Raw genomic sequence first — 16,499 nt, 5'->3', positions numbered from 1 at the left:
GGAATCAAAAAAAGCCCCGCCACTATCTGGCGGGGCTTTTTGATTGGCGAACTGTTACTTCTCAATATCTTGGGGGAACCGCGGCCTGAGCTTGTCGAAGGCCGTTGGTTTCGACCGGCTCAACCAACTTCGCCCCACTTTATTGAAAAGATACGGCGAACTTGTCAGAGGGTGTGTTTCATTTCAGTTAACTGCTGCTTGATGTAGGACAATTCGCTGAATTGTCCTACGCCGTGAAGGGACAATTTAGGCAAATTGTCCTACGGCGCGGGCAGCCTGAGCAACCTGTTTGAAGCACACCCCTTGTCAGATTGGTTCATTCCTCGAGAATGAACCAATCTTGGCGAGGCGTACAAAATGGCGGCGGATTACAGGGACTGGTTGGCGCGGACGTAGAGGGTAAAACCTTCCTTGCTTTCCACGACAACGGCGGTGCCTGTTTCCAGGGTTCCTTCCCCTTTCGCCGCTACGGCGCGCCACAGTTCGCCGTTCACCAGGATAGTGCCCTGAGGGTCTAACGGTTTGCGCACGTGGCCGACCATGCCGATGAGGCCTTCGCCGCCTGTTTGCGCGGGTTGGCGGTGGCTGCGCCAGGCGAGGCTGGCGATGGCGAGGAAGAGGGCGGCGCTGGGCAGGCTGATGCCCACGGCGGCGGCAAGGGAGATGCGCGTGAATTCGGGCGAACTGGGGGAGTTGAACAGCACTAATAATCCGGCGACAAGGGTGACAATGCCGGCAAGCGCCAATCCCCCATGCGCCGAACTCACGGCCTCCATCAAGAGCAGAATGAAGGCCACGATCACCAGCACCAGCCCCAACCAGTTCACCGGAAGCTGCCCCAGGCCATAGAGCGCCAGGAGCAGGCAAATGACGCCGATAAATCCCGCCACCCAACCGCCCGGACTTTGCAGTTCAATCAAGATGGCCGGAATGGCAATCGCCAGCAAGAAGCCGATCAGGGTGGGATTCGCCAGCGCGTGCAGGATCGATTCCAGAGCATTCATTTCCACCGGCTGCTCCTGCGCCAATGTTAACTGTAACGTGCGCGTCTCCCCGTCCACCACCACCGTGCGCCCATCAAGCTGCGTCAGCAGATCGGGCACATCCACGGCCACCACGTCGATGAAGCCAATCTCCAACGCCTCATCGGCGGTGACGGCGCGCGCCTCATCGATCATCGCTTCGCCCAGGGCCACCGCCGCTTCGCCGCGATCCGCCGCCAGGTTGCGCATCACGGCCTTCAGGTCCTCCGTGGCTTTGCGGAAGGCCGTTTCCGGAATATCTTCCCCGGACAGGTCAATGGGCGAGGCCGCGCCAATGGCCGTCCCCGGGGCCATGGCCGCCACATGCGCGGCGGCGGTGATGAGGCTGCCCGCCGAAGCTGCTTGCGCGCCCACGGGAGCCACGTAGACGATAATGGGCACGGTGGCGCGCTGGAAAGCCTGCACGATGTCCAGGGTGACGTTAACGGAACCGCCGGGCGTGTCCAGAATGATGAGGACGGCGGCGGCGTTTTCCGTGGTTGCCGCGTCGATGCCGCGCTGGAAATAATCGAGCATGGCGGGCGTGACGGGGCCTTCTATTTGCAAGACGATCAGGGGGGATTGGCGTTGGGCGGCTGCCGCCTCGTGGACGGCGACGAACGCGCCGGCAGCAAACACGCTGGCGGCAAATGCGCAAACAGCGAATGCGTACAGAAGCCGCGTGCCCCTCGCCCGGCGCCACAATTGGCTTTTCATTGTTTGTAACATGGTCATTCCGCTCGTTGGCGCACTGCGCCGTGGTCATGAACCCGATTTTGTATCATTATCGGTGACTATACAGGTCTTCTGCCCAGATTGGACCAATTTGCTCTGGTTGAATCTTATTGATGTCTACAAAATTGGTCCAATCTCTCGGAGACGTGAATAGTTACCATTATCGTAACTGCTAAGCTAGATCGGACCAATTTTCTCTGGTGAAAACGGCCATTGAGCGCGTGAGTTTGGTCCAATCTCCAGAGAGCGTTTGTCGTTACTCATTATAGCAGACAGGAGCGGGTCGTTGATAGTGGGTAATGGTAACTGCTAAGGACTGACGATGAAATAAAGCACGGAATTGCCTCGTCGGCTTGAAGGAACGGTGAGGAAACAACTTCGTTGCCTTGTTTAATTTCCATCCCTAAGTCAGATCGGCCCCATTTTCTCTGGTAAAATGGGGCCGATCTCCAGAGAGCGTTCGTAGTTGCGGGTCGTGAACGATTGAATGGGGGATAGTGGATAGTGAATGGAGAAACGTCTGCTATAATTCAGTTGAGAATCACTCACTGCCCGCCACTCACCATTCACAACTCCCTCCCGAAAATGCTCATGAAGAAACCCAATCCTATTCCCCCTGGTCCTGGACAGGAATCTGTCTGGGATTATCCACGCCCGCCACGGGTGGAGGATGTGCCGGAGCGCGTTCGCGTCGTATTCAACGACGAGGTGATTGCCGATAGCACGCGCGCGAAGCGGGTGCTGGAGACAGCCAGCCCACCGACGTATTACATTCCGCCCGGAGATGTGCGGCAAGCGTTTCTCCTGCCGGCACGGGGGCACACGTGGTGCGAGTGGAAAGGGGAAGCAAGTTATTTTGACGTGGTGGTGGGGGAGGGGCGGGTGGCGCGGGCGGCGTGGACGTATGTGCGGCCCCGCCCTGGATATGTGGCAATCGCGGGGTATGTGTCGTTTTATGCCGGCATCCTCGACTGCTACCTCGGCGAAGAAAAAGTACAGCCCCAGGCCGGCAACTTTTACGGCGGCTGGGTCACCCGCCGTATCGTTGGTCCCTTCAAAGGCGATCCCGGCACATCCGGCTGGTAACAGCGCAGCCAAAGGTAACTGTTAAGGGCGCATCCGTTAACAAAGGCTTTGCTCGGGAATTGACGGCTGTGCGTAGATATTGGAAAGTCCAAAGCTGATTCCGCGCGAACCCTAAGTAGCCGCCCAAAAACAACTTCACGTTGTGACTATACAGGTCATCTGCCCAGATTGGACCAATTTGCTCTGGTTGAATCTTATTGATGTCTACAAAATTGGTCCAATCTCTCGGAGACGTGAATAGTTACTTCACGTTTTCATCAGATAGCTACTGACAAGCTGTCCGCACAATTCCGCTAACTCAATTGCGGACAGCCACTAAGCCAGATTGGCCCCATTTTCTCTGGTGAAATGGGTCCGATCTCCAGAGGGCGTTCGTAGTTACAGCCAAAGTAGATTCTCCACGCCAGGGTGAGTACAATTGGCGTTATGGTAATTCATGCCGATCAACAGGCCGCCCCTATGACACCCGTCCTCGCTTCGGGCAGCTTGAGCCTCTATTTGCATATTCCGTTTTGCCGGCATCGCTGCGCCTACTGTGACTTCAACACCTACACCAGCCTGGACGACCTCAAAGACGCCTACGCCGCCGCCCTCTGCCGGGAAATCGCCCAAGCCGCTGCCGGCATTCGTCGCCCCGCGCACACCCTCTTCTTCGGCGGTGGGACCCCCTCCCTCATGCCCGCCACGCGCCTGGCGGACATCTTGCGCGCCGTACGCACCCATTTTGACCTGCACGAGGTCGCCGAAATCACCCTGGAAGCCAATCCCGGAACCGTGGACACGCCCTACCTGGAGGCCCTGCGCGCAATGGGAGTAAACCGACTCAGTTTTGGCGTGCAGAGCGCCCACGCGGAGGAGTTGGCCTTGCTGGAACGGGCACACAGTTTTGCGGATGTGGCGGCGGCGGTGGTGATGAGCCGAAATGCCGGCATTCACAACCTCAACCTCGACCTCATCTACGGCCTCCCCGGACAAACCCTCGCCTCTTGGCGCGCCAGCCTGCAAGCCGCCCTTGCCCTCCGGCCACAACACCTCAGCCTCTACTGCCTCATCATCGAACCGGGTACGCCCATGCACCGCTGGCTGCAAACCGGCCGCATCAGCCCCCCCGATCCCGACCTGGCCGCCGACCAATACGAACTGGCGCGACAAATCCTCGCCGAGGCCGGCTTCATTCACTACGAAATATCCAATTGGGCGCTGCCCGGCCACGAATGCGCCCACAACCTGACGTACTGGCGCAACCAGGAATACCTCGGACTGGGCGCGGGCGCGCACGGCTACGCCGCCGGCTGCCGCTATCACATCGTCAAGCAGCCCCGCGTCTACATTCGCCGCATGGCCGGCAGCGCCCCTGGCCCCTACCCCCTCACCGCTGCTGTGGCAGACGCCTACCAACTGACACGCCGGCAAGCGATGGCCGACACCATCATCACCCAACTGCGGCTACTGCAAGAAGGGCTGGACATCGCCGCATTTACGGCGAAATTTGACCAATCAGTAACAGAAGCCTATAACGGAACGGTCACGGACCTGATACAATGGGGGCTGCTACGCCAGACAGAGGGCTTTTTGCGGTTGACTGAGCGGGGCTATTTCCTCAGCAATCAAGTGTTCTACCGCTTCTTATGATGATCTTGACTCCCGCCGGAAAAGGACGCGGAAAACGTGGATAAAACGAGAATCCACGCCAGCCTGTTTGTTTTCATCCAGCACCAGCACACCTCCACACAGAATGCGCGTCGCGCCTGAGTGGCTGCCCGCAATTAAATTAGCGGAAATGTGCGGGCAGCTTGTCAGTAACCGCCCGTAAAAAGTGTGAAGTTGTTTTCGGGCGGTTACTGAGCAGTTACCATTTGCGCACTGCCCGGCCGGTCAATAGTCAGATACCCACCAGGAATTGAGCATGGCAACAACAATTCGCGTCATGGTCGTGGACGACCTGCAAGAAACCAGAGAAAGCATCTATAAGTTCCTGCAATTCGATCCGGGAATTGAGGTAATAGGCGAGGCTGCCAGCGGGCGAGAGGCGATTGAAAAGGCCAGGCAGCTACAGCCAGACGTGATCCTGATGGACGTGAACATGCCCGACATGGATGGCATCAGCGCCACAAAGGCCATTACGCAAAGTGTGCCCATGTCGCAGATCATTATCATGTCCGTGCAGAGCGACACGCCTTATATGCGGCAGGCCATGATGGCCGGCGCGCGCGATTTCCTTATGAAGCCGTTTTCCCTGGATGATTTGCTGCGCGCCATTCATGAAGTGTACGAACGACGACCCGCCACCCCCGTCGCGCCATATCCCGCCGCCGCGCAGCCTCATGCCGGCATTCCCGCAACCACCGCCCCCGCCGCCACCCTACCACAGACCGGCAAGATATGGTGCGTATTTAGCCCCAAAGGGGGCAGCGGATGCACCACCCTGGCCCTCAATCTGGCCGTCTCCCTGGCCGAGAAAGGGTACCGCACCCTGCTTTTTGATGGCAGCCTGCAATTTGGCACCATCTCCGTCATGCTCAACTTGAAAGCCACGGCCACCGTCCTGGAGCTGGTAGAACGAATGGACGAGCTAGACGCCGACCTGATCACCAGCGTGGTACTCACACACGATAGTGGTTTGCAGGTGCTGCTGGCCCCGCGCCGCCCGGAAATGGCGGAACTGGTGACCACGGAGCATATACAAAAGCTGCTGCCGGCATTGCGCAACGTGTACCAGATCATTATCCTGGATACCAGCTCCTGCCTCAACGAAATGACCTTGACCATGTTGGACCAGGCGGACCGGATTTTACTGGTGACGGAGCAAAATCTGCCCAACCTGAAGACAGCGCGTGACTTCCTCAATCTCTCGCAGGATTTGCATTACGCGGAGGACAAGGTCGTTCTCACCGTGAATCGGATGCTCCCTAAGAACCGGGTTACGGTGAAGGACATTGCGAAAATTTTGAAGCGCCCGGTGGTGTTGACGATCCCCCTGGATAACGAAGCGGCTACGCGCGCCGCGGATCGCGGGCATCCTATTGTCAGCGGCGGAACGCGCAAGCGCCCTGTTGCCCAGGCGCTGCGCGCCGCGGCGGCACAGTTGGTTGCCGACCCGCGGCAGGAGGATGGGGATGGGGCGCTGGCTCCGCCGCCGCGGCAATCTTTCTTCGCGCGCCTGTTTGGCCGCTGATAGGCGGGAAAAGTATCTTCTCAAAAAAGTGCGGTAGTGTTGGTTGAGCCTGTCGAAACCAACGGCCTTCAACAAGCTCAGGCTGCGGCTCACCCGAAGTATTGAGAAGTTACCGGGAAAACAAGGAACGAAGTTCTACGGAGGAACTTCGTTCCACAACGATCGCTACCCGTTTTGCAGCGCCAATTCCGCCGCGTGCAGGGTGTTCTTCATCAGCATGGCAATCGTCATCGGCCCCACGCCGCCCGGCACCGGGGTGATGGCTCCCGCCACTTCTTTCGCCGAGGCAAAATCCACATCTCCTACCAATCGGTATCCCCGTTTGGCGGTGGGGTCGTCCACGCGATTGATGCCCACGTCAATGACCACAGCGCCCGGCTTGAGCATGTCGCCCGTGATCATGTTGGCGCGGCCAACGGCGGCGATCACCACATCGGCCATGCTAAGGTAGGCGCGCAGGTCTTTGGTGCGGCTGTGGCAGATGGAGACGGTGGCGTTGGCTTTTTGCAGGAGCATGGCCATGGGCAGGCCGACGATGTTGGAGCGACCGACGACGACGGCGTTGGCTCCGTTTAGTTTGGCGCCTGCTTCTTCCAGAAGAACCATGCAGCCGTAGGGCGTGCAGGGGATGAACAGGGGATCGCGCCCTTTCATGGCCAGGCGGCCAATGTTCACGGGGTGGAAGCCGTCTACGTCTTTGGTGAGGTCAACGGTGTTGAGGACGGCTTCTTCGTCGATGTGGTCGGGCAGGGGGAGTTGCACGAGAATGCCGTTAACGGCGGGGTCGGCGTTGAGGGCGGCTACTTTGTCGATGAGTTCGGATTGGGTGACAGATGCCGGCATTTCCACCCCAATCGAGTGAATCCCCACCTCCGCGCACGCCCGCTGCTTCATCCGCACATACGTCGCCGACGCCGTATTATCCCCCACCAGCACCGTCGCCAGCCCCGGCTCATAATTGTGCGCTGCCTTCATGGCGGCAACCGCCTCGCCTACCTCCGCCCGCACCCGCGCGGCAATACTTGTTCCGTCAATGATTTTTCCAGTCATATGAGATCCTCAAAGGGTCGTAAAGGGTTGTCCGTTGTCGTTTGTTGGCGGCTCGCGCCACGGAAACGGCCAGAATCAAGAAGGGATTCGAGAGCCTGATCGTCAGGAAGCGTCGCGCTGCGCCAGAAATGGTCTGATAGTGGCGGTTGTCAGGCAAAGAAGACAAAAGGTGATTCGTAAATCGTCATTCGTCCGTAACTGCTAAGCCAGATTAGACCAATTTTCTCTTTGGTCCAATCTCCAGAGAGCGTTAGCAGTCACACTCGTCCTTCATAATTCCTGGTGTTTCCGCCCCAAGGGCTGACGATGAAATAAAGCACGGAATTGCATCGTCAGTTTGCAGGAACGGTAAGAAAACAACATCGACTCTACTGAAAAAAGGCCAAAAACCGGGTTTTTACACATGAACCACTCTGGTAATTTTGGCCGGGCACTCGAAAAACCCGGTTTTTTCAGTGAAAGTGCGTGTCCAGAATTGGGTTGCCCCCAAGATTGGTTCCTTCTCCAAGAATGAACCAATTTGAAATGGGGAAGTCATTCTCAAACGGTCATTAAACAAACTCCCGAAGCCAGCGCGACTTCGGGAGTTTCTTGTACTGCAATTCTCTTCTTCGTGGTTCGGCGATTGATTATTTAGGCAGGATTCCCGTCTGCATGAACTTGTCCAGCCAGATGCCCAGGGCGCAGGCCAGCGCCAGCGACGTGAAAAAGAAATAGACAAAGCCAAACTCGGCGGGGTTGGTGCCAATGGCAAAAGTGACGCCCATTGTCACCAGCGTGCCAAATGCGATGGAAATCACAGCCAGAATAAGACGCTTTACTAACATCAGCTAAGAACCTCCAACAAGGCGCTTGCGCGCCGGCATTGATACAAACTTGAAGTCGAAAAGGACAGGGGCTAATTGTCCTCGTTTTCGTCTTTATCGTCAACGAGCCTGTCATCTTTCCCGCAATTCTCCATTCGGGATGATTCGAGGGGCGGATGGCACGGGAGCCAAATCGCCCCCTTCTCCGCGCTGTCTCCCCCTTTTACCATCAGAAAGGGGTTACTTCTCGACATTGCGGAGAAGCCACAGTCGGAGCTTGTCGAAGGCCATTGGTTTCGACAGGCTCAACCAACGCTGCCCCACTTTATGGAGAAGATACCGCAAGGGGGCCGAAACAGGCGAGTGACAACGTGCCGGTCGCTATCGAGACGACGCCCCGCCCCTACCATGCTACTCAGAAGGAGAATCGCTGTCATCTTTCCGCGTGTGCCGCAGCACATCGCGCACATGGTGAGTCAGGTCGTCGGGAGAAATCGGTTTGGTCAGGTATTTGGCTGCCCCCACTTCCAACCCGCGCCGCTTGCTTTGCACATCTGTTTTGGCGCTAAGCATGATCACGGGAACCCGGGATAACTGCTCGTCGGCACGCATGTTCTCGCAGACGGTAAAACCATCCATGCCAGGCATCATCACGTCCAGAATGACAATGTCGGGTTGCTGGCGGCGCATTTTCACTAATGCCTGGTAGCCGTCCTCGGCTTCCGAGACATCGTAGCCTGCGCGGACCAGCATCAGGCGCAGAAGTGTCCGCGCCATAGGCTCATCATCTACGATCAGTACAGACTCTATCAAAGGACTTCCTAGTTTCGTATGGCGAAAAGCCAGAGTTTGGGTGCGCTGTACTGCCTCTGCATGAAATGATTCTGACAGCCGCACAATATTTCCATCGTTCATGACAATAGGCTGCCCGGTAATGGTTTTGAATGTGGGAAAAGTTGGAAACGGGCGAGCAGGTTAGCCAATACAATACGGCGACGTGCATGCCGAAACCTTTTTGGAACAAGAGCCATCACTTACTGGAGTACCATTGTATTCGATTCTGGACTGTTCTTCAAATGAAAGTGGAGAAATTCTCAATTTGTGGCAAATTGGCGTCGGGCTAAGGTGGCGTGGATTCCCCTTGCGCCAGGTTGGCGGGCTTTTGTCCGCGCCGTCTTACGCTTTTGCCATCAGGAAGAGGGCGAGACAGGCGCGTGACGATGTGTCGGTCACGAACAAGGGGATGCTCCGTCTGCACCGTCGCTACATGGTCCCGGCAAAATGAGGTTGGCTGATGAGCGGGCGACATCTCATGAAGGCACGGCATTGGGGATTGCGGTATCAGGGGGGAAGGGCAGATGAAGTGCCAGACCCTCTTGCGCCAGAATCGTGTGGGGAAAGTGGGCGCGGGCTTCGCGCAGCACGGATTCCAGGTGATCGTCCGTGGCATTGGGATCGTGATGGAACAGGGCCAGGCATTTGACGCGGGCGGCGGCGGCGGCGCGAACGGCCTCTTGCCAACTACTGTGCCCCCAACTGGGGAAGGCGCGCCGTTGTTCGGGGGTGAACTGGCTGTCGTGAATAAGCAGGTCTACGTCGCGGGCCAGGTCGAGGACGTTCGGATTGATGCGGCCCTCGGGGTGGGTGGTATCGGTGCAATAGGCGATGGCGGCGTCGCCGTTTTCGATGCGGAAGCCGAGGCAGCCGCCCGGATGCCCCAGTTCGCGCACACGCAGTCGTGTTTCGTCGCCGATGATCATACGTTCGCCGTCATCAACCTCTTTGATGACAAGGTCGGCTTTCAACTCGGCGTATTCGAAGGGGAGGTAAGGCTCTACAACTTGCCCGCGGAGAAGATTTTCCAGTTTTTGCCCGACGCGCTTTTGTCCGATGACGACGAAGCGATTGTGCCGGGTGAATGCCGGCATAAAAAAGGGAAAACCCTGTATATGATCCCAATGTGTATGGCTGATCAGCAACGTTCCTACCTGGCGACGGGGATATTCTTGCGCCAGTGCCAGCCCGAGTTTGCGAATGCCCGTGCCGGCATCCAGAATAATAACCTGCTGGTCCGACGTCAAAATATCCACACAAGACGTATTGCCGCCATAACGCGCCGTCTCCGGTCCGGGCGCCGGCAGCGACCCCCGCACCCCCCAAAATCGCACGCGCACAATAAACCTCCGACTTCGACTCCCCAAACAAGCGCGCAAAGCGCAACCAGAGTTCTGTACGCTCTCCGTTGCCGGTGTTAATGTGAGTGGGATGCCATCAGGCATCAGGCGAGCGTTGTTTTACCAACCATCATGCGGTTTCCGTCGCCGCCACGGCGCAGCATCGTAATCTCCGCCATGATGCTCAAGGCGATTTCCTCCGGCGTTTCCGCGTTCAATTCCAGCCCTACGGGGGAGTGAAAACGGGTCAGGCCATCTTCGTCGAGACCATCTTCACGCAGCAGTCGCACCGTTTCCGCCCATCGGCGGCGGCTGCCGATGACGCCAATGTAAGGCGCGGGCGTGGGCAGCAGTTGGGGCAGGATAACGCGGTCGACGAGGACGTTGCGCGTGACGGCGGCAATGTAGGTGTGGGGCGTGATGGGAAACCGCGCCAGCGCCTCGTCAATGTCGCCGCTGAGATAAACGTGGGCGTTGGGAATGTTGGCCGCCGTGACCAGTTCCGCGCGGTCGTCGTAGACGGCCACGCGGTAGCCGAGCCAATGCCCCAGGTGCGCCAGGGCGCGACCGACGTGCCCCGCGCCCAGGATGAGCAGGGTGGCGGGTGGGTTGTAAGGCTCCAGGTAAATGCGCACCTGTCCGCCGCACACGCCCGGATCGCCGCGCCCCGGTTCAACCAGATTGTAGGTGATCAGGCGCGTTTCCGCGGAGGCCAACAGCGGCAGGGCCGTGGCGATGACCAGGGCTTCCATTTCGCCACCGCCGACGCTGCCCAGTGTGCGTCCGTCGCTGTAAATGAGCATTTTGCTGCCGGCATGTCGCGGCACCGAGCCTTGTTCCTGCACAATCGTGGCCAGCACCACTCCTTCGCCGGCGGCGACCGCATCCATGAGCGATTTCAGAATGGGGAGGGGGGGAGGCGCGTCATTCATGGGGCGGGCGTGGGTTCAGGCGCGGCCGTGCCCTGGATGCACCAGCCAGGGACCCACGCCTGGGTCTGGCGGTCCGGGATATTCACAAAATAGAACATCACCTGCACTTCCTCCAGATTCGAGAGGCGCAGGGCGGCCAGGGGCGCGGACTGCATAATGTCCACGCCGGTGCTCACGGGGACGGCCAGGTCATGGTTCTGCGTGGCGGGGGAACTGGTATGCAGCAGGACGACCTGGCCGCGGTCTGGAGAATCGCCGCACTGCCCCTGGTCGGCGCACGCCTGGCTGCAAGTGAGCGTGGCCGCGCCGGCCAGCAGGGTGGCGTCGCCCAGGACAGGCTTGTTTCTCCCGCCCAGGCAGGCGGTGAGCAAGAAGAGGACCAGGAGGAGAGCGACGAGAGAGCGCCGTGGTTTGGGGGGCAAAGTGACCTCGGTATGAATTGGTTGGGTGGGGATGGGGGCGTGAATGCCGGCATCCATCGCCCGACTTGTGTGGAAACAGTGTAACAAAAGCAGAATGAAGTGGCAATGAGACCACTGACTCACCCCAGACTACGAATCAATCCGCCAGCCCAGCGCCTCCACATTGGCCGCGGCAATGATTTCCACCGGCACATCCGCCAGCGTCATTTCCGCTTCCGCCAGAAGCTGACCGTCCATCCGCCGTACTTCTCCCACGGCCTTGCCCAATCGTCCGCGCAGCTTCACCACCCGCCCCACCAGGCGCAGGGGCGTCTCCGTGGGCACGGGGTGGCGATATTTGACCGCCAGTTTCACGGAAAACATAAAATGGTGGTGGTCGTCAATCATGGCCACCCGCCCCACCACCTCATCCAGCATAGCCGCCACAATGCCCCCATGCACAATGCCCGGATACCCCTGATACATTTCCGGGACCGTGTGCAACGCCTGTACTTCGTTCTGGCCGTTGTCGTAGAACGTCATGTACAGGCCACGTGGATTACCGCGACCACAGATAAAGCAGTTGTCGGAGTTAGGCTGCCGTCGCCAGATGGTGGGATCGAGAGAATCGGTCATGCCGTCTCGCCTCTAAGGAGCGGATTTAAAGAAGACAACGAAGTTCAAACTGACGATGCAATTCCGTACTTCATTTCATCGTCAGTCCTAAGGGTTTGTGCAGAATCAACTTTGAACCATCCGACAAGCAAGGACCGTTCCAGCGCATCCGTTATTTCCAACCTCAAATACGGATGCGCCCTAATTGGGGATAAGACCAAGCTGTCGGCCTGTGCTTGCCAGTATGTCCAGAGCGCGGTCAAGCTGCTGCTCCGTGTGGGTTGCCATGTAGCTGGTGCGCAGCAAGGAACGACCTGGAGGAACCGCGGGCGTGCGCACGGGGTTGGTGTACAGGCCCCGTTCGTAGAGTAGTTTCCAGGTGAGGTAGGTGGGATCGTTCTCGCCGATGATGATGGGGATGATGGGTGTTTGCGTGTGTCCGGTGTCGAAGCCGAGTTCCGTCAGGCCGTGCAGCATTTTGTGCCCGTTTTTCCACAACCGCTCTACATGTTCCGGTTCGCTTTCCATGATGTCCAGCGCGGTCATGGCGGCCATGACGTTGGATGCCGGCAAACTGGCGCTGAAGATCAGGGAGCGGGCGTTGTGCTTGATAAAGGAGATGATGTCCGCATCGCCGGCTACGAAGCCGCCAATGGAGGCGAAGGATTTGCTGAAGGTGCCCATAATCAGGTCCACCTGGTCCACCAGGCCGAAGTGGGCGGCTGTGCCCCGGCCTTTTCCCAGGACGCCCAGAGAGTGGGCGTCGTCCACGTAGAGGCGCGCGCCATAGCGGCGGCAGATGGGAACAATTTTGTCCAGGGGGGCGATGTCACCTTCCATGCTGTAGACGCCATCCACAATAATGAGTTTGCCGGCATCGGACGGAATCCGACTCAACACCATTTCCAGGTGCTGCATATCATTGTGGCGGAACCGCTTTACCTGCCCGCCACCCAGGCGGCAGCCATCGACGATACTGGCGTGATTGGCCTTGTCAATAATGGCGTAATCGTTTGGTCCCAACAGGCAGGAAATCGCCCCCAGATTGGCCTGCATCCCCGTGCTAAAGACAAGCGCCGCCTCCTTCCCCACGAAGGCCGCCAGGCGTTCTTCCAGTTCCATGTGCAGGCGCAGCGTGCCGTTGAGAAAACGGGAGCCGGTGCAGCTTGTGCCAAACTCATCAATCGCCTTACGCGCGGCTTCCCGCACGCGCGGGTGCGTCGTTAAACCCAGATAATTGTTGGATCCGATCATAATGATGCGGCGACCATTCACCGTCACCTCAGTTCCTTCCGTTCCGTCCAACGGCAAGAAATAGGGGTAGAGATTATTCGCTTTAGCTTCATGTACGGCAGTCACAATCTCCGAATTTGTACACTTATCAAAGATGTCCATTATTGTTCCTCTCCCGGCACCAGATTTTAGGCGCATTTTAAGTCCTGGGTAGGTGCAAGTCAAGCCGCGTCCCGCCGGCCTGAACCGCGCCGATGGTTGTCCTGACCCGTTGGCCCGCGCTCCTCATGCCGGCATACATAACGCGCAGCCCGAATCGAGTGCGTAGGGCGCATCCGTATTTGAGATGGGAATTGCTGGATGCGCTGAAAGGGTTCCTGCTTGCCGGATAGTCCAAAGTGCGTCTTGAATGAACCCTTCATGGCTGTCCGCAATCAAATGAGCGGAAACGGGCGGACAACCTATCAGTAGCCGTCTAATGAATACGCAAAGTCGTTTTCCGGCGGCTACTTATGTTTCTAGTGTAAACCCCTAATGTACGGATTAGTCACAGGGGAATCAATTTGCGGGTGGCGGGCAAACACGCGGGCGAGCCGTCACGATGGAGCCGCAAGAGGGGCGGCATTATACATCAGGGTGGGGGGACTCGTGTCTGCCAGCGAGCAATGGCTTCCTGTGTGCTGCGAAAAGCGAGTTCGGGCAGGGCGTTGAGGTGGAAAAAGGCGGCGGCGTCCGCGTCGTCGCCGGCTTGCAGTTCGCCATCCACGACATGCCCGTAGTAGAGAATGAAGACGGATGCGCCGCCCGCGCCTGCCGGGGGATTGTAGTAGACGTCCACCAGGCCATCAATGGCGACCCGCAAGTGGGTTTCTTCCCACACTTCGCGCGCGGCTGTTTCTTGGGGGTCTTCGCCGTGGTCGAGAAATCCTGCCGGCAGACTCCACTTCCCCCGCTCCGGGTTCATCAACCGACGCACCAACAGAACCTCCTCCCCCTGCACCACCAACACCCCCACGCCCACCTTCGGGTCCGTGAAATAGACAAACCCACATGCGGGGCAAACGCGGCGCGGTTTGTCCATCATCCGACGTGTTTCCAGCGGCGCGGCGCAGCGCGGGCAATAAACGTAATCAGGCGGCGCGCTCGGTGGTTGATGGGGATCATGCATGGTGAGGGCAAGTGGTCAAGGGGGAATATGTCGGCTGGTGGTGGACTGACGATTTAACCCAGAACGCAACTACTAAAACTCTCTGGAGATTGGACCAATTCCACGCGCTCAATAGCCGTTTCCACCAGAGATAATTGGTTCAATCTGGCTTAGCAGTTGCCCCTGAACAAGCAACCCTGACAGGTCCTTGAACACCCGTCAGGGTTGTTTAACTCGTTTCGTGGACAATCTGATGCGGCTCATGTCCGTCGCCGCGCCAGCCAGGTTGCCAGCGCCAGCGCCGCTACGCCAACCGCCAGGAATATCTCCGTCAGGCGGAACAGGTCATGGCTGGAGATGCTTGCCTGGGGCGCGTTTTCGCCGACCGCGGGCTGCTCCGTGGCAATTGCGCCGGGCGAGGGCGGTTCCGTGGTCGGCGAGGACAGGCTGGCGGCGCTTGTTGGCTGCGGCGCGACCGTGGTGGGCGCGGCGGCTACCTCCGCCGCCGACGTAATTGTCATCGTTTGTGTTTCCGTCATCACGCGGGCCATGCTCAGGCCGGGTTCGGGGACGGGCTGTTTCTCGGCGGCGGGTGCTTCCATTTCCGCCGCCGCGTCACTGGCGCTTTCGTCGGGGGCGGTCAAGGCTTCGGCGGATGCCGGCATTGGTTCTTCCGCGGCAACGTTTTCCTGAGTCTCGTCCGCCGCGATTTCCTCCGCCTGCACGACGGGGGTTGCTTCCACGGCAAAGGATTCTTGCGATGCCGGCATCATGGCCGCGGTTTCCGGCTGTTCTGCCGCACCGTGCCGCACCACAGCCAGGTCAAAGGCCAGGATGGCTACCAGCAGCAAGGCCATAACCGCGGTGGCCGCGCGCAGCACGGGGAAGGGCTGCCAGCCGGGGGCGCGTCGCTCCTGGCCGTAGCGCGCGGGATCGAGAGCAAAGCTGCGCGGAGCGCGGTGACGGGGTAGTTGGCGCAGGGCGGCTTTGATGGCTTGCTGCTGGCGCAGTTCCGCCTGCAGGTCGGCGTTGCCGGCCAGGGTCTGCTCGAATTCCCGCCGCGCCTGGGGTGAGAGGGCGCGGTCCAGGTAGGCGGCGATCTGCTCGGCTTGCCTGTCTGCTTTTGATTTCGTCAGGTTTTGAAAAAAGTTGAGCATGATGTTAAATGCCGGCATCCTCGCAAACCAGGCTGTCACATCTGACGACAAGCGATTGTCGCCAATCCATTAGAAAAAAGTTGGTATCTATTCAGCCCCAGAAACCTTCCCAGAAGCGCAATTTTAGGCCAAAAACGTCTTGTCGCTCGAATCATTTAGCACCCAAACCGTTTCCGGGAAGGTGATCGTGAATAGTTCCAAAAGGTGACGACTGACCCCATTGCCTGAGCCTGTCGCAGGCAATGCGGGGCTAACACGGGCTTCGCCAGGCTCAGCCCCCGAGAAGGTTAGCGGTACGCCCAAAATCATACACTTACGTATTCTCAAGACGATAATCAGACGGCAATAGTTCCGCCACCTGTTGCAAACAGTCCCGCAGTCGGCGGCGGGCGCGGCTGAGGCGAGACTTCACCGTGCCCAGCGACGTCGACATCATCGTGGCAATCTCCTGGTAATCGTACCCTTCCACATCGCACAAGACCGTAACAATTCGCTGCTCATCGGGCAGCATCTCCAGGCAGTGCTCAATTTCACGCACCAACTCCTGCCGCTGCTGCCACGCCTCCGGGCCGGGATCATCACTACGCATAAAGGCAAAAGAGTTCGATTCCTCCGTTAACTCATCCAGCGAAGACTGCGGACGGCGCTTATAACGGCGCAGCTCATCGTAGCATTGATTCGTGACAATGCGCATCAGCCACGCCTTGAAGCTGCCGCCACGAAACCGTCCCAACGCCTTATACGCGGAGATAAAGGCTTCCTGCGCCGCATCCGCCGCCGCCGCCGGGTCGCTCATAATGCGCAGGGCAACGTTGTACACAGCGTCCTGGTAATGCAGCACCAGTCGATTGTAGGCCGTAATATCCCCCTGCTGGGCGTGCTGAATGAGTTGGTCTTCGTCCATTCGTTGACAGAAAAAATCCCTTGTTCTATACTTGGGCGTTACAGATTCGCGCAAGCCAACCG

At 58.6% G+C, this 16,499-nt stretch carries 15 protein-coding genes; 3 read left to right on the top strand and 12 right to left on the bottom strand.

Annotated elements, in window-relative coordinates:
* Positions 1–368: 368 nt before the first annotated feature.
* Entirely contained in the window at positions 369–1,751 is a 1,383-nt protein-coding gene (locus H6650_00405) for a nodulation protein NfeD (protein ID MCB8950450.1), read from the bottom strand.
* Between the two features lie 597 nt (positions 1,752–2,348).
* Between H6650_00405 and H6650_00400 the strand changes: the two genes are divergently transcribed.
* The 3 genes from H6650_00400 (at position 2,349) to H6650_00390 (ending at position 6,018) form a co-directional block, all read left to right on the top strand.
* Positions 2,349–2,843: a DUF427 domain-containing protein gene (locus H6650_00400; protein MCB8950449.1), complete on the top strand. Its 495-nt coding sequence runs from the start codon at positions 2,349–2,351 to the stop codon at positions 2,841–2,843.
* A gap of 459 nt (positions 2,844–3,302) precedes the next feature.
* Positions 3,303–4,475, top strand: coding sequence for a radical SAM family heme chaperone HemW (gene hemW, locus H6650_00395; protein ID MCB8950448.1), 1,173 nt, complete (start codon positions 3,303–3,305; stop codon positions 4,473–4,475).
* 274 nt (positions 4,476–4,749) lie between these two features.
* Positions 4,750–6,018, top strand: a complete 1,269-nt coding sequence (locus tag H6650_00390; protein MCB8950447.1) for a response regulator — start codon at positions 4,750–4,752, stop codon at positions 6,016–6,018.
* A gap of 165 nt (positions 6,019–6,183) precedes the next feature.
* On the opposite strand, the gene folD is transcribed toward H6650_00390, so the two are convergent.
* The 11 genes from folD to H6650_00335 all read right to left on the bottom strand — a co-directional run bounded on the left by folD (position 6,184) and on the right by H6650_00335 (position 16,437).
* Positions 6,184–7,068: a bifunctional methylenetetrahydrofolate dehydrogenase/methenyltetrahydrofolate cyclohydrolase FolD gene (folD, locus tag H6650_00385; GenBank protein MCB8950446.1), complete on the bottom strand. Its 885-nt coding sequence runs from the start codon at positions 7,066–7,068 to the stop codon at positions 6,184–6,186.
* A gap of 629 nt (positions 7,069–7,697) precedes the next feature.
* Complete coding sequence (locus H6650_00380; GenBank protein MCB8950445.1) at positions 7,698–7,895, bottom strand: hypothetical protein; 198 nt, start codon at positions 7,893–7,895, stop codon at positions 7,698–7,700.
* Between the two features lie 390 nt (positions 7,896–8,285).
* Entirely contained in the window at positions 8,286–8,789 is a 504-nt protein-coding gene (locus tag H6650_00375) for a response regulator (protein MCB8950444.1), read from the bottom strand.
* A gap of 395 nt (positions 8,790–9,184) precedes the next feature.
* Positions 9,185–10,048 (bottom strand): MBL fold metallo-hydrolase, encoded by an 864-nt coding sequence (locus tag H6650_00370; protein ID MCB8950443.1) that lies wholly within the window; start codon positions 10,046–10,048, stop codon positions 9,185–9,187.
* A 104-nt stretch (positions 10,049–10,152) separates the two neighbouring features.
* Complete coding sequence (locus H6650_00365; protein ID MCB8950442.1) at positions 10,153–10,980, bottom strand: XdhC family protein; 828 nt, start codon at positions 10,978–10,980, stop codon at positions 10,153–10,155.
* The gene (locus tag H6650_00360) at positions 10,977–11,459 is read right to left on the bottom strand and encodes a hypothetical protein (GenBank protein ID MCB8950441.1); all 483 of its coding nucleotides are present in this window, start codon (positions 11,457–11,459) and stop codon (positions 10,977–10,979) included. The genes H6650_00365 and H6650_00360 overlap by 4 nt, the downstream gene beginning before the upstream one ends.
* A 72-nt stretch (positions 11,460–11,531) precedes the next feature.
* Positions 11,532–12,017: a PaaI family thioesterase gene (locus H6650_00355; GenBank protein MCB8950440.1), complete on the bottom strand. Its 486-nt coding sequence runs from the start codon at positions 12,015–12,017 to the stop codon at positions 11,532–11,534.
* A 180-nt stretch (positions 12,018–12,197) separates the two neighbouring features.
* Positions 12,198–13,391 (bottom strand): pyridoxal phosphate-dependent aminotransferase family protein, encoded by a 1,194-nt coding sequence (locus H6650_00350; protein MCB8950439.1) that lies wholly within the window; start codon positions 13,389–13,391, stop codon positions 12,198–12,200.
* Positions 13,392–13,860: 469 nt separating this feature from the next.
* Entirely contained in the window at positions 13,861–14,313 is a 453-nt protein-coding gene (locus H6650_00345) for an NUDIX domain-containing protein (GenBank protein ID MCB8950438.1), read from the bottom strand.
* A gap of 323 nt (positions 14,314–14,636) precedes the next feature.
* Entirely contained in the window at positions 14,637–15,551 is a 915-nt protein-coding gene (locus H6650_00340; protein ID MCB8950437.1) for a hypothetical protein, read from the bottom strand.
* Between the two features lie 295 nt (positions 15,552–15,846).
* Complete coding sequence (locus tag H6650_00335) at positions 15,847–16,437, bottom strand: sigma-70 family RNA polymerase sigma factor (protein MCB8950436.1); 591 nt, start codon at positions 16,435–16,437, stop codon at positions 15,847–15,849.
* Positions 16,438–16,499 lie beyond the last annotated feature (62 nt).

The organism is Ardenticatenales bacterium (assembly GCA_020634515.1).
Classification (GTDB): Bacteria; Chloroflexota; Anaerolineae; order Promineifilales; family Promineifilaceae; genus JAGVTM01.
Note: the sequence above shows the minus strand (reverse complement) of the source record. Positions and strands in the feature narration are given on the sequence as shown.